Here is a 14,090-nt window from a genome sequence, read left to right as displayed (position 1 = left end):
CTTCCTACCATCCGGTGATTCGTGCCAGCGCGACAGGAGAACGACCGATGACCTTCCCCACCCAGACGGTAGCCCCATGCTGAGCCTCCTGCTGAGCGCGGCGATGGCCGGCGGCGCGGCCGCTCCGGTGTGGCGCGACGGCCTGGACTGGCACGGCATGCACGCCAGCATGAGCCGCGACGCGCACGGCGCCTGGACCCTGGCGTGGCCATTCGGCCAGCGGGTGATCCAGCCCCAGCCGCTGCGGGTGGAGACCGCCAGCCCGCTGTTCGACGGCCTGTTCGCGATGGCGCAGGACGACCTGGCGCAGGATTCGGTCAGCGCCATCCGCGACGGCGCCTTCGACCACGGCCAGCCGATCCCCTGCCACTGCTTCGAGACCGGGTTGAAGTGGCCCTACGTGTGGACGCGCGACCTCGCCTACGCGGTGGACCTGGGGCTGTGGCGGTTCGATGCGGCGCGCTCGCGCAACGGCCTGAAGTTCAAGCTCTCCGACGTGCGCGTGCCGACCGCGCCGCAGGGGCTGTACGTGATGCAGGACACCGGCTCGGGCGGCAGCTGGCCGATCAGCACCGACCGCGTGGTGTGGTTCCTCGGCGCGAAGCACCTGCTGGACGATCCCGCCTTCGCCGGCGACGTCTACCGCGCGCTGGCCGACACCCTGGCGCAGGACCGGCAGTACGCCTACGACAGCCGCTTCGGCCTGTACCGCGGCGAGACCTCGTTCCTCGACTGGCGCGAGCAGACCTACCCGGCCTGGACCGCCAACGAGGTGGTGTCCATCGCGCAGTCCTACGCGCTGTCCACCAACGTGCTGCACTACCAGGCGCTGCAGCTGGCGGCCACCCTCGCCGAGCGGCACCACGACGCCGCGGCGGCCGGCCGCTGGCAGGGCCAGGCGCAGGCCCTGAAGCAGGCCATCAACGCCCACTTCTGGCGTGCCGACCGCGGGCTCTACATGAGCTACATCGGCGGCGACGGCGCGCCGTACGACACCTACGACCTGCTCGGCATCGCGCTGGCCGTCACCAGCGGCGTGGCCGAGGGCGACCGCGCGCGCCAGGCGCTGGCGAACTACCCCGCCTGGCCGTCCGGCAGCCCGGTGATTTGGCCCGAGCGCACCGACCAGGCGGTCTACCACAACCAGGCGATCTGGCCGTTCGTCAGCGCCTACGCGCTGCGCGCCGCCCGCCTCGCCGGTCAGCCCTCGCGCATCGCCCACGAGATCGCCTCGGTGATGCGCGGCGCCGCGCTGGCCGGCTCCAACATGGAGAACTACGAGCTGCTGACGCAGGGCATCCACCTCGATGCCGGCGACCTGAGCGGCCCGGTGGTCAACTCGCCGCGCCAGCTCTGGTCGGTGGCGGCGTACCTGGCCATGGTGACCGAGGGCGTGTTCGGACTGGAAGCCGACGGCAGGATCGAGCCCAAGCTGCCCGTGTCGCTGGTGCCCATGCTGTTCGGCGACCGCGACGCGATCACGCTCGACCTGCGCGACCGGCACGTCACCCTGCGCCTGCCGCGCCAGCGCCGCGGCAACCTGCTGGTCGCCGACCACGTGGAAACCCGCGGCGACACCACCACGGTGCAGCTCGAGGCCGTGCAGGTGGACGATGCGCCGCTGCGCCTCGACGCCCCGCTGCACGCCCCCGCCGCGCCCCCCGCACCGGTGCTGCAGGCCGACGGCGACGGCTGGCGGGTGCGGACCGAGGGCAAGGTGCAGCTGTACGTGAACGGCCGCCGCGCCGAGGCGATCGACGGCAGCGGCCGGCTCGCGCACGCGCCGAAGTACGTCTGCGTGAGCGCCACGCGGATCGATGCGACGGGACTGGAATCGCTGCACAGTCCGACCGCCTGCGCCGGCGAGCAGGCCCGCGTCGGCGGCGGCTGGCCGCGCGAATGGCAGGTGCCCGCCACCGGCCGCTACCGGGTGGCGCTCGACTACGCCAACCCGCACGGTCCGATCAACACCGGCATCACCGCCGCGGTGAAGATGCTCTCGATCGCGTGTGGCGACGGCACGGTGCAGCGCGTGCCGGTGGTGATGCCGCACAGCATGGGGCGCCAGCGGTCCACCTACGCCGAGTTCCAGGCGCGCGAGGGCCAGCGCTGCCGCTTCGCGCTCGAAGACGGCTTCAACATGAGCTATCTGCGTCACAACGCGCACTACACCGGCGGTACCGGCGGCAGCCGCGGTCCGCTCAACGAGGCGGACGTGGGCGACCTGCTGATCGCGCCGTGGTGACCCACCCTCCCTTGAACAACGCGCCCCTGGGACCGCCAACGGCGGTCGCGAGGGGTGCGTTCCCGCGCCGCCTCCGCAGGACCGCCCGATGACCCGCAAACCCACCCTGTCGTTCTGGCAGATCTGGAACATGTGCTTCGGCTTCCTGGGCATCCAGTTCGGCTTCGCCCTGCAGAACGCCAACGTCAGCCGCATCTTCCAGACACTCGGCGCCAACGTGGACCAGATCCCCGTGCTGTGGATCGCCGCCCCGTTCACCGGGCTGATCGTGCAGCCGATCGTCGGCTACCTGTCCGATCGCACCTGGAACCGGCTCGGACGGCGCCGGCCCTATTTCCTGGTCGGCGCCGTCCTCTCCACGCTCGCGCTGCTGTGGATGCCGAACGCGCCGGCGCTGTGGATGGCGGCCGGCCTGCTTTGGGTCCTGGACGCCTCGATCAACGTGTCGATGGAACCGTTCCGCGCCTTCGTCGGCGACCAGTGCCCGACCGGACAGCGGCCGCTGGGCTACGCCATGCAGAGCTTCTTCATCGGTGTCGGCGCGGTGGTGGCCTCCGCCCTGCCCTGGCTGCTGAGCCGGATGGGCGTGCCCAACGTGGCGCCCGCCGGCCACATCCCCGCCACCGTGACCTGGGCGTTCTACCTCGGCGGCGCGGTGCTGCTGGGAGCCGTGCTGTGGACGGTGGCGACCACGCGCGAGTACCCACCACTCGCGCTCGAGAGCTTCGACGATGCGCAGGCGCAACTGCCGCCGACCGACGCCTCGCGCGCCTGGCGCCCCGGTCTGCTGCTGCTTGCCGCCGGCACCCTGGTGCTGTTCGCCGTGCGCCACTATGCGCTGGAGAAGGAGCTCTACCTGCTTGCCGGCGGCCTGATCGTGTTCGGCGCCCTGTTCGCCTGGCTCAGCGTGGCTCGCGGCCAGGGCATGCTGCGCCAGGTGATGGGCGACCTGTACGGCATGCCCGGCCCGATGCGTCGGCTCGCCTGGGTGCAGTTCTTCTCGTGGTTCGCGCTGTTCGCAATGTGGATCTACACCACGCCGGGCGTGACCCAGAGTCTCTTCGGCAGCACCGACCCGTCGTCGGCGGCCTACAACGAAGGCGCGAACTGGGTGGGCGTGCTGTTCGCCGCCTACAACGGCTTTGCCGCGCTGGCCGCGATCGCCATCCCGCGCATGGTGCGCTGGTGGGGGCTGCGCGTGAGCCACCTGGTGAACCTGTGCCTGGGCGGTGCGGGCCTGCTGTCCTTCCTGGTCGTGCGCAATCCGGACTGGCTGCTCGCCTCGATGGTCGGCGTCGGCTTCGCCTGGGCCTCGATCCTGTCGCTGCCCTACGCCCTGCTGTCGGACAACCTGCCGGCGGCCAAGATGGGCGTGTACATGGGCATCTTCAACTTCTTCATCGTGATCCCGCAGCTGCTGGCCGCCAGCGTGCTGGGCCTGCTACTGAAGACCTTCTTCGGCAACCAGCCGATCTGGGCGCTGGCGCTGGGCGGCGCCAGCCTGGTCGTCGCCGGCCTGTGCACGCTGCGCGTGCACGAACCCGAAGCGGACCCCCTGCCGCAACCCCTGTAGGCCCCGATCGCAGCCATCGCCAAGGTGCCCATGAAACGCACGCTCGCCTTTGCCAGCCTCGCCCTCTCCGTCGGCCTCGCCCGCGCGGCCGCGACGCCACCCGCGTTCTACGGCACCGACGCCCCGTTCGCCTCCGACGCGATCTACTTCGTGCTGACCGATCGCTTCGTCAACGGCGATCCGTCCAACGATCATCGCGACCAGGGCGGCGCGCACCGCACCTTCGACGTGCCGGTGCCCGGCGCGCCCAAGGGCGAGAGCGCCAACATCGGCTACCTCGGCGGCGACTTCAAGGGCGTGCTCGACAACGCCGCCTACATCCGCCGCATGGGCTTCGGCGCGGTCTGGATCACGCCCATCGTGGACAACCCGGACCAGGCCTTCAGCGGCGGAGATCCGGTGCAATGGGGCTCCAAATTCACCGACCGCGGCAAGACCGGCTTCCACGGCTACTGGGGCGTGAACTTCTACAAGGTGGACGAACACCTGCCCAGCCGCGACCTGGATTTCGCGCAGTTCACCGCCGGCATGCACGCGGCCGGCCTGAAGGTGGTGCAGGACATCGTCCTCAACCACGGCTCGCCGGCGTTCACCATGCCCGTGCGCCAGCCGCAGTTCGGGCAGATCGTCGACGAGCAGGGTCGGCTCGTGGCCGACCAGCAGAACCTGCCGCCGTGGCGGCTCGATCCGCGCCACAACCCGCTGCACCGCTTCTACCATGCCTACGAGGACCTGGCACAGCTGTCCAACAACGACGACCAGAACCCCGCGGTGCTGGACTACTTCGTGGGTGCCTACCTGAAGTGGATCGGCCAGGGCGCGGACGCGTTCCGCATCGACACGCTCAACCACATGTCCACCGCGTTCTGGAGGCAGTTCGCCACGCGCATCCGCGCCCGGCATCCGGGCTTCTTCATGTACGGCGAGGCGTTCGACTACAGCCCCGACGACATCGGCCGGTACACCTGGCCGCGCAACGGCGGCATCAGCCTGCTGGACTTCCCGCAGCAGCGGGCGATCAAGGCGGTGTTCGAGCACCCGGGCAGCGACTACGGCCTGCTGCGGTCGAAGCTGTACCTGACCAACGGACCCTACGCCAATCCGTACGAGCTGGTCACCTTCTACGACAACCACGACATGGCGCGCCTGGACGCCAGCGACGCGGGGTTCATCGACGCCAACAACTGGCTGTTCACCGCACGCGGCATCCCGGCGCTCTACTACGGCTCGGAGACCGGCTTCGAGCGCGGCCGCGCCGAACACGAAGGCAACCGCAACTACTACGGCCAGGCGCGGATCGACGCGGCGGGAAAGAGCCCGATCTACCGCCACCTGAAACGCATCGCCACGCTGCGCGCCGGGACGCCTGCGCTGCAGCGCGGGCTGATGCTGGTCGAACGCATGGCCGGCGACCAGGCTGCGTTCTACCGCGTCTACCAGCAGGGCGAGACGCACCAGATCGCGCTGGTGCTGCTCAACAAGGGCGATGCACCGGCGCGCTTCCGCGTGACGCAATGGCTGCAGCCCGGGCACTGGCGCGCCGCGCTGGGCGGCGAGGCGGTCGAGGTCGCCGCCGGTGGCGCGCTGGAGGCCACCGTGGCCGCGCACGACGTGCAGGTCTACCTGCTCGATGCTCCCGCCACGCGCCCGGACCTGGTGTCCGAACTGACCCGGCTCATGCAGGACAAGAGCCACCCGGATGACTGAGCATCATCGTCCGCAACCGGGACCGGCAGGGCAGGCGTCCGCCCCGTCGCCGGACGGCTGCCGGCGATCCCGATCGCACCGCTGGGCGCCTCGGCTGGCGCAGCTGCTCGCAGCCTGCACCCTGCTCCCGTGGGCCGCCGCTCACGCGCAGGCACCCGTGCGGACATTCCACCTCGCCGCGCCGGCCTTCGCACCGGAGCGGCTCGAGGTCACCGTGTACCTGCCCCCCGGGTACGACCGGGACGACCATCGCCGCTACCCGGTGCTGTACGCCAACGACGGCCAGGACATGGCAGCCGTCGGCCTGCCATCGACCCTGGCCGGGCTCTACCGGGAGCACGCGATCGTCCCGCTGATCGTGGTCGCCATCGACATGCCACGCGACCGTGCCGGCGCCTACGGACTGTCCGACCGCCGCCGCGGCGCGAGCGTGGTGGGCGGCTCGGTGATCGGGCCGATCGGCCTGGAGGCCGCGGCGTACTCGGCCTGGGTGGCGACGGCGCTGGTGCCCTGGGTCGATGCGCACTACCGCACCCGGCGGCAGCCGGATGCGCGGGCCGTCATGGGCTGGTCGCTCGGCGCGCTCAACGCGTTCAACCTCGGCTGGCAGTACCCGGACGTGTTCGGTACGGTCGGCGCGATGTCACCCTCGTTCTGGCTGGCCGCCGACCGCAGCGACGCCACCGCCGTGCAGCGCAGCCGGCTGGCGCAGGCGATGGTCGACCGCGGTCCGCGACGGCCGGGCCTGCGCTTCTGGTTCGCCGCCGGCACGGCCGAGGAGACCAACGACCGCGACCACGACGGCATCATCGACGTGGTCGACGACCTGCGCGACCTGGTCGAGGGCTACCGGGGCTTCGGCGTACGACGCCGCGGCCTGCGCCAGCTGGGCTACACCATCGCCCCGGGCACCACCGGCGCCGCAGCCGGCGACGTCAGCGTATTCCTGCTCGAGGGCGGCCACCACCAGCAGGCCTCGTGGGCCAGGATGCTGCCGCGCTTCCTGCGCTGGGCATTCCCCACCGGGAACGCCCCGGGACCGGGGTAGGAGCGGGCGTGCCCGCAATGCTTTCGCTCTGGTGCCCGACCGGTGCAGGCCGGCCGGAGGCGCTCAGGCCAGGCGCTGGCTCGACTGGCGCAGCATCAGCTGCACCGGCAGCATGGTGCTCCGCACCGGTTCGCCGCGGATCATCCGCAGCAGGCTGTCCACCAGCACCTCGCCGGCGCGGCGGGTGTCCTGCAGCACGGTAGTGAGTGGCGGATGGGCGAAGCGCGCCATCGGGATGTCGTCGAAGCCGGCGACCGGGACATCGGCCGGCACCCTGTAGCCGCGCTCGGCCAGTGCGCGCATGGCGCCGATCGCGATCAGGTCGCTGGCGGCGAACACCGCGTCGAACGGAACGCCGCGCGCGATCAGCTCGGACATGGCCTGGTGCCCGCACAGCTGGGTGCTCTCGGCATCCACCTGCAGCGCCTCGTCGGCGGCCAGCCCGGCCTGCGCCAGCGCATCCACGTAGCCGCGGTAGCGCTCGAAGAACTCGGGGTAGTGGCTGGAGGCGTCGCCCAGGAAGGCGATGCGGCGGCAGCCCTGTTCGATGAAGTGCCGCGCGATGGCCTGCCCACCGCTGAAGTTGTCGCAGCCGACGGACACGCCCGGCTGGTCCTCCTGCACGGCGCCCCAGCGCACGAAGCGGGTGCCGATCGCGACCAGCTTCTCCAGCCGCGCGCGATAGGCGAGGTAGTCCCCGTAGCCCAGCAGGATGATGCCGTCGGCCTTCTTGCTGTCGGCGTAGTCCGCGTGCCAGTCGTTGGAGAACTGCTGGAAGGAGACCAGCAGGTCGTAGCCCTGCTGCGCGCAGGCGCGGGTGATCGACCCCAGCATCGAGAGGAAGAACGGGTTGATGTTCGAGCCGTCGGCGGTCGGATCCTCGAACAGCAGCAGCGCCAGCGTGCCCGAGTGCTGCAGGCGCAGGTTGGAGGCGTTCTTGTCCACCTTGTAGCGCAGCTGCTCGGCGGCGGCGAGGATGCGCTCGCGGGTTTCCTCGCTGACCAGCGGGCTGCCGCGCAACGCGCGCGATACCGTGGCCTGGGACACTCCCGCCAGGTGGGCGATGTCGATCGACGTCGCTTTGGCCTTGCTCACTTGTTGCGGACCTCTGGTACTGCCGGCATCCACAACATTACCATCGGCCGACCGCGGTTGGCCCATGCGGGATGCATACGTATTCACAGGGACGCCACCTGCGCCGTCGGCGAGACTCGTACACCTGTCCATAGGCTTCGGGGGAAGAGCGGATGAGCACGCGGGAAATGCCAGTCGACCTGGCGCTGGAACAACGGGCGACCGCCCGCATCGTGCTGATCGCGGCGGCGGCCGCGCTCGGCGGATTCCTGTTCGGCTTTGACACGGCGGTCATCAACGGCGCGGTGGAAGCCATCCGTGGCGGCTTCGGCCTGAACGCGGCGCGGATCGGCATCGCGGTTTCCTGCGCCCTGCTCGGTTCGGCGCTGGGCGCCTGGTACGCGGGGCCGCTGGCCGACCGCCTGGGCCGCGTGCGCACCATGCAGGTGGCCGCGCTGCTGCTGGCGATCAGCGCGCTGGGTTCGGGACTGGTCTCGGGCATGTGGGACCTGATCCTGTGGCGCGTGGTCGGCGGCACCGGCGTGGGCATGGCCTCCGTGATCGCACCGACCTACATCGCCGAGGTATCGCCGGCGCAGGTGCGCGGGCGGCTCGGTTCGCTGCAGCAGCTGGCGATCGTGCTGGGCATCTTCGCCGCACTGCTGAGCGATGCCTGGCTGGCGAGCACCGCGGGCGGCGCCTCGGCGCCGCTGTGGCTGGGCCTGGAGGCCTGGCGCTGGATGTTCCTGGTGGCGGTCGTGCCGGCGCTGATCTACGGCGCGCTGGTGCTGGGCGTACCCGAATCGCCACGCCACCTGGTCGCCAAGGCGCGGCTGGTGGAGGCGCGCGAGGTGCTGCGCGAGGTATTGGCGATGCGCAGCGACGCCGCGCTGGACTACAAGCTGGGCGAGATCGAGCGCAGCCTGAAGATGGAATACCGCCCCACCCTGCGCGACCTGCGCGGCCCGCGCCTGGGCCTGCTGCCGGTGGTCTGGGTCGGCATCCTGCTGTCGGTGTTCCAGCAGTTCGTCGGCATCAACGTGATCTTCTACTACTCCTCGGCGCTGTGGCACTCGGTGGGTTTCAGCGAGGCCGATTCGTTCTCGATCACCGTCGCCACCTCGGTGGTCAACGTGCTGGTGACCCTGGTCGCGATCGGCCTGGTCGACAAGGTCGGCCGCAAGCCGCTGCTGGTGGTCGGCTCGGCCGGCATGGCGATCACCCTGGCACTGATGGCCTGGTGCTTCAGCGAGGCGGTCGGCAGCGGCGCCAGCCTGACCCTGCCCGCCCCCTGGAACATCACTGCGCTGGTCGCGGCCAACGCCTACGTGGTGTTCTTCGGCATCAGCTGGGGACCGATGGTGTGGGTGCTGCTGGGCGAGATGTTCCCCAACCGCATCCGCGCGGTGGCGATGGCGGTGGCGGCGGCGGCGCAGTGGCTGGCGAACTTCGTCATCACCTCGAGTTTCCCTGCGCTGGCCGAGGTCGGGCTCAGTTTCGCCTACGGGCTGTATGCCGGGTTCGCCCTGCTGTCGCTGCTGTTCGTGGTGCTGGCGGTGCGCGAGACCAAGGGCATGGAGCTCGAGGACATGCCCGGCTGAGGCCGCCGGGCGGCGACGCAAGAAAAAGGCCGGCGACGTCGCCGGCCTTCTTGCATTGGTGCCCCCGAGACGATTCGAACGTCCGACCTGCCCCTTAGGAGGGGGCCGCTCTATCCAGCTGAGCTACGGGGGCAACCCGCGAATTCTGGCACGGATGGCCGGTCCGCGCGACGGCCGCACGAGGTTGCGCCCCGTCCGCGAAGCGGACGCTGCCGCTGCGCGACCGCAGGCTCGCGCCTGCCGGCCACGGCGCGGCGATCCCGTCCGCGTCCGCCCGGGTCCCTCCGGGCCGCCTGCTAGACTATGCGTTTCGCATAGCCCGGCGCCGCGCGCGCCGCACCCAAGGAGTCCGCATGTCCCACGAAATCCTCACGGCGCTCGGCCTGGGCGAGTCGCAGTCCGGCACCTACCTCGGCAACGGCGAGTGGTCCACGACCACCGACGCCGGCACGCTGCGCCCGGTCAACCCGGCCACGGGCGAGGTGATCGCCAGCGTGCACGCCTCGAGCAAGGCGGACTACGAGACCATCGTCGAGCGCGCGCAGGCGGCCTTCAAGATCTGGCGCACCACCCCGGCGCCCAGGCGCGGCGAGGCCATCCGCCTGTGCGGCGAGGCGCTGCGCAGGCACAAGGACGCGCTGGGCAGCCTGGTCGCGCTGGAGATGGGCAAGATCAAGCCCGAGGGCGACGGCGAAGTGCAGGAGATGATCGACATCGCCGACTTCGCGGTGGGTCAGAGCCGCATGCTCTACGGCTACACCATGCATTCCGAACGCCCCGGCCATCGCATGTACGAGCAGTGGCACCCGCTGGGCCTGGTGGGCATCATCAGCGCGTTCAACTTCCCGGTCGCGGTGTGGAGCTGGAACGCGTTCCTGGCCGCCGTGTGCGGCGACATCTGTATCTGGAAGCCCTCGCCCAAGACCCCCCTTTCCGCCGTGGCGACCATGCGCATCTGCAACGAGGCGCTGCGCGCGGGCGGCTTCCCCGACATCTTCTTCCTGTTCAACGACGCCGGCACCGAGCTCTCGCAGGCCTTCGTCGACGATACGCGCATTCCGCTGATCAGCTTCACCGGCTCGACCCGTGTCGGCCGTCTGGTCGGCGAGCGCGTGGCGCGCCGCATGGGCCGCTCGCTGCTGGAGCTCGGCGGCAACAACGCGATCATCGTCGACCAGTCGGCCGACCTGAAGCTCGCCATTCCGGCGATCGTGTTCGGCGCGGTCGGCACCGCCGGCCAGCGCTGCACCACCACGCGCCGCCTCATCGTGCACGAGTCGATCATCGACGAGGTGACCGACAGGCTGGTCGCCGCCTACAAGCAGGTGGAGACCAAGATCGGCGACCCCACCCTGCCGACCACGCTGATGGGCCCGCTCAACAGCCCCGAGGCGGTGCAGGGCTACCTGCAGGCGATCGAGAAGGCCAAGGCCGCCGGCGGCACCGTGCGCACCGGCGGCGCGGCGCTCACCGACCGCAAGGGCAACTTCGTGCTGCCGACCATCATCACCGGCTTGGAAAACTCCGATGAGGTCGTGCAGACCGAGACCTTCGCGCCGATCCTCTACGTGATGCCGTTCAAGACGCTGGACGAGGCGATCGAGCTGCAGAACGGCGTGCCGCAGGGCCTGTCCTCGGCGATCTTCACGCAGAACCTGAAGGCGGCCGAACAGTACCTGTCGGCGGCGGGGTCCGATTGCGGCATCGCCAACGTCAACATCGGCACCTCGGGTGCGGAAATCGGCGGCGCCTTCGGCGGCGAGAAGGAAACCGGTGGCGGCCGCGAATCCGGCTCGGATGCCTGGAAGGCCTACATGCGCCGCCAGACCAACACCATCAACTACTCCGATGCGCTGCCGCTGGCGCAGGGGATCAAGTTCACGGTGTAAAAAGGGCGCGACAACCCGCTCCCTCGCCCCCGCCATGCCGGGGGCGGGGACTCGAAGAAGGACGACGCCATGAACGCACCGCCTCCCGTCCGCCCCACCACCAGCGCCATGGCCGTGGCCAGCCTGGTCTCGGGCATCGCCGCCTGGTGCATGCTGCCGGTGCTGGGCGCCATCGTGGCCGTGGCCTGCGGCCACCTGGCGCGCAGCGAGATCCGCCGCGCGCAGGGCCGGCTGGAAGGCGACGGCCTCGCGGTCGCCGGCCTGGTGCTGGGCTACGTCCAGCTCGCCTTCGGCGTGGCCCTGTTGCTGCTGGTCATCGCCGCGCTCGTGCTGGGCCTGTCGATCGGCTTCGGCGCCTCGCTGTTCCACTGACATGCTCGGCGCCTTCGACTTCAGCGGCTATCGGGTGGTCGTCGCCGGCGGCAGCAAGGGTATCGGGCGCGCCATCGCCCGGGCCTTCGCCGAGACCGGCGCGGCGGTGTCGATCTGCGCGCGCGGCGCGGAGGCGCTGGAGGCGGCCCGCAAGGAGCTGCTCGCCTGCGGTCCGGCCGCGCACGCGGCGGTCTGCGACCTCGCCGACGCGGACGCGATCGCCCGCTACGTCGACGAAGCGGCGCACGCGCTCGACGGCATCGACGTGCTGGTGAACAACGCCAGCGGCTACGGCTTCAGCGACGACGATGCCGGCTGGCAGGCCGGCTTCGAGGTGGACCTGATGGCCGCCGTGCGCGCCTCGCGCGCGGCGCAGCCCCACCTCGCCGCCTCGCCGCACGCGAGCATCCTGCACACCAGCTCGATCGCCGCCTTCCACCCGCGCCGCCACGGCGCACCCTACGCGGCGGTGAAGGCGGCCCTGAGCCAGTACACCACCTCGCAGGCGCTGGCGCTGGCCGAGCAACGCATCCGCGTCAACGCGATCGCACCCGGTTCGATCGAGTTTCCCGACGGCCTGTGGGGCCGCCGCCGGCGCGAGGAGCCGTCGCTCTACCAGGCGACCCTCGCGAAGATCCCGTTCGGCCGTTACGGCACACCGGAGGACGTGGCGCACGCCGCGCTGTTCCTCGCCTCGCCCTACGCCGGCTGGGTCACCGGCCAGACCCTGTGCGTCGACGGTGGCCAGGGCCTGCTGGGCTGAGCGATGGCCGCCTCCGATCCCACCGCCCGTTTCAGCGACCGCGTCGGCGACTACGTGCGCCACCGGCCGGACTACCCGCCGGCGCTGCTGGACTGGCTGCAGCGCGAGCTCGGCATCACGCCGGACTGGGCCGTGGCCGACGTCGGCGCAGGCACCGGCATCTCCTCGAAGCTGTTCCTGGACGCCGGCTACCGCGTGACCGCGGTGGAGCCGAACGCGGTCATGCGTGCGGCCGCCGTCGAGTGGCTCGGGGACAATCCCCGCTTCCGGGCCGTCGACGGACGCGCCGACGCCACCGACCTACCCGACGCGGCGGTGGACCTGGTCGTGGTGGCCCAGGCCTTCCACTGGTTCGATCCGGACGCCGCGCGCCGCGAATTCCGCCGCATCCTGCGCGCCGGGGGTCTGGCTGCGATCTTCTGGAATTCCCGCAAGCCCGGCGGCAAGCCATTCCTGGACGGCTACGAGGCCCTGCTGCAACGCTACGGCACCGACTACGCCATGGTCGCCGAGCGCCATGCCAGCGACGAGGCCATGCGCGCCTGGTTCGGGCCGGGCCTGCGCGGCGAGGCGCACTTTTCCCACCGCCAGCGGCTGGACTTCGACGGCCTGCTCGGCCGGCTGCTGTCCTCCTCCTACGCGCCGCGCCCGGGACATCCGGACTACCTGCCGATGAAGCAGGCGCTGCGGACGCTGTTCGATACCTGGGCCGAGGACGGCCGGGTCAACCTGGACTACGACACCCGCGTCTTCGCGGGCGAGGTGCCCTGATGTACGACCTGTTGCGTCCGCTGCTGTTCGCGCTCGACGCCGAGACCGCCCACCGGCTCACCCTGTACGCGTTGGGCGTGGCCCACCGCAGCAACCTGGGGCGCTTCGTCGCCACGCCTCCCGACGAGCTGCCGGTGACCGCCTTCGGCATCCGCTTTCCCAACCCGGTGGGCCTGGCCGCCGGCCTGGACAAGAACGCCGCGCACCTGGACGAACTGGGCGCGCTGGGCTTCGGCTTCATCGAGGTGGGTACGGTCACGCCGCGCCCGCAGCCGGGCAACCCGAGACCGCGCATGTTCCGGCTGCCCGGGCACGAGGCGATCATCAACCGGCTCGGCTTCAACAACGAGGGCGTGGACGCGCTGGTGCGCAACGTGGAGGCCTCCAGCTACCGCGGGGTGCTGGGCATCAACATCGGCAGGAACAAGGACACGCCCAACGAGCGCGCGGTGGACGACTACCTGTTCTGCCTGGAGCGCGTGTACCGCCACGCCCACTACGTCACCGTCAACATCTCCTCGCCCAACACCCAGGGCCTGCGCGACCTGCAGGAAGAGGCCACGCTGCGCCGCTTCGTGGAGACCCTGCGCGAGGCGCAGGAGCGCCTCGGTTCGCAGGCGGGCGCGCGCAAGCCGATGCTGCTGAAGATCGCGCCCGACCTGTCGGAGGCCGAGCTGGACGGCATCGCCGAGGTGCTGCGCGCCTGCGGCATCGACGGCGTGATCTGCACCAACACCACCGTCGGGCGCGACGCGGTGGCCGGCGATCCGCACGCCAGGGAGGCGGGCGGTCTCTCCGGCCGGCCGCTGTTCGCCCGCTCGACCGCGGTGCTGCGCGGCATGCGCGCGCGGCTGGGCGCGGACGTGCCGATCGTCGGCGTCGGCGGGATCCTCGACGGCAGCGACGCCGCCGAGAAGCTCGAGGCCGGCGCGAACCTGGTGCAGCTCTATTCGGGCCTGATCTACCGCGGCCCGCGCCTGGTCACCGAGTGCGTCGACGAGATCCGCCGCCAGCGCGGAGCCGCGCATGGCGGTTGAGCGCGTCGAC

The 14,090-nt window shown here is 71.0% G+C and carries 11 protein-coding genes and 1 tRNA gene; 10 read left to right on the top strand and 2 right to left on the bottom strand.

The annotated features are described in order from the left end of the window. Positions 1-76: 76 nt before the first annotated feature. The 4 genes from WAT24_RS14465 (at position 77) to WAT24_RS14450 (ending at position 6,573) form a co-directional block, all read left to right on the top strand. Entirely contained in the window at positions 77-2,245 is a 2,169-nt protein-coding gene (locus WAT24_RS14465) for an alpha-L-rhamnosidase-related protein (protein WP_336808610.1), read from the top strand. An 88-nt stretch (positions 2,246-2,333) separates the two neighbouring features. Further along, complete coding sequence (locus WAT24_RS14460; protein WP_336808609.1) at positions 2,334-3,818, top strand: MFS transporter; 1,485 nt, start codon at positions 2,334-2,336, stop codon at positions 3,816-3,818. 30 nt (positions 3,819-3,848) lie between these two features. Further along, positions 3,849-5,525 (top strand): alpha-amylase family glycosyl hydrolase, encoded by a 1,677-nt coding sequence (locus tag WAT24_RS14455; RefSeq protein ID WP_336808608.1) that lies wholly within the window; start codon positions 3,849-3,851, stop codon positions 5,523-5,525. Between the two features lie 157 nt (positions 5,526-5,682). Then, on the top strand, positions 5,683-6,573 hold the full coding sequence (locus WAT24_RS14450) for an alpha/beta hydrolase (protein WP_336808607.1): 891 nt from the start codon (positions 5,683-5,685) through the stop codon (positions 6,571-6,573). A gap of 63 nt (positions 6,574-6,636) precedes the next feature. On the opposite strand, the gene WAT24_RS14445 is transcribed toward WAT24_RS14450, so the two are convergent. Then, positions 6,637-7,668 (bottom strand): LacI family DNA-binding transcriptional regulator, encoded by a 1,032-nt coding sequence (locus tag WAT24_RS14445; RefSeq protein WP_336808606.1) that lies wholly within the window; start codon positions 7,666-7,668, stop codon positions 6,637-6,639. A gap of 152 nt (positions 7,669-7,820) precedes the next feature. Here WAT24_RS14445 and WAT24_RS14440 point away from each other — a divergent pair, with 152 nt between their 5' ends. Continuing rightward, the gene (locus WAT24_RS14440) at positions 7,821-9,248 is read left to right on the top strand and encodes a sugar porter family MFS transporter (protein WP_336808605.1); all 1,428 of its coding nucleotides are present in this window, start codon (positions 7,821-7,823) and stop codon (positions 9,246-9,248) included. A gap of 56 nt (positions 9,249-9,304) precedes the next feature. On the opposite strand, the gene WAT24_RS14435 is transcribed toward WAT24_RS14440, so the two are convergent. Beyond that, positions 9,305-9,381: transfer RNA gene (locus WAT24_RS14435), tRNA-Arg, on the bottom strand. A gap of 220 nt (positions 9,382-9,601) precedes the next feature. Here WAT24_RS14435 and amaB point away from each other — a divergent pair. From amaB to WAT24_RS14410, 5 genes are all read left to right on the top strand, one after another. Beyond that, a complete protein-coding gene (amaB, locus tag WAT24_RS14430; RefSeq protein WP_336808604.1) occupies positions 9,602-11,137 on the top strand; it encodes an L-piperidine-6-carboxylate dehydrogenase in 1,536 nt (511 codons plus the stop codon). A gap of 69 nt (positions 11,138-11,206) precedes the next feature. Further along, on the top strand, positions 11,207-11,509 hold the full coding sequence (locus tag WAT24_RS14425; protein ID WP_336808603.1) for a DUF4190 domain-containing protein: 303 nt from the start codon (positions 11,207-11,209) through the stop codon (positions 11,507-11,509). 1 nt (position 11,510) lies between these two features. Then, positions 11,511-12,272, top strand: a complete 762-nt coding sequence (locus WAT24_RS14420) for an SDR family NAD(P)-dependent oxidoreductase (RefSeq protein WP_336808602.1) — start codon at positions 11,511-11,513, stop codon at positions 12,270-12,272. A gap of 3 nt (positions 12,273-12,275) precedes the next feature. Beyond that, positions 12,276-13,043, top strand: coding sequence for a class I SAM-dependent methyltransferase (locus WAT24_RS14415; protein ID WP_336808601.1), 768 nt, complete (start codon positions 12,276-12,278; stop codon positions 13,041-13,043). Next, on the top strand, positions 13,043-14,080 hold the full coding sequence (locus tag WAT24_RS14410) for a quinone-dependent dihydroorotate dehydrogenase (protein ID WP_336808600.1): 1,038 nt from the start codon (positions 13,043-13,045) through the stop codon (positions 14,078-14,080). The genes WAT24_RS14415 and WAT24_RS14410 overlap by 1 nt, the downstream gene beginning before the upstream one ends. Positions 14,081-14,090 lie beyond the last annotated feature (10 nt).

It is taken from the genome of Fulvimonas yonginensis (assembly GCF_037137055.1).
Lineage (GTDB): Bacteria > Pseudomonadota > Gammaproteobacteria > Xanthomonadales > Rhodanobacteraceae > Frateuria_A > Frateuria_A yonginensis.
This window is presented reverse-complemented; position numbering and strand designations above follow the sequence as displayed.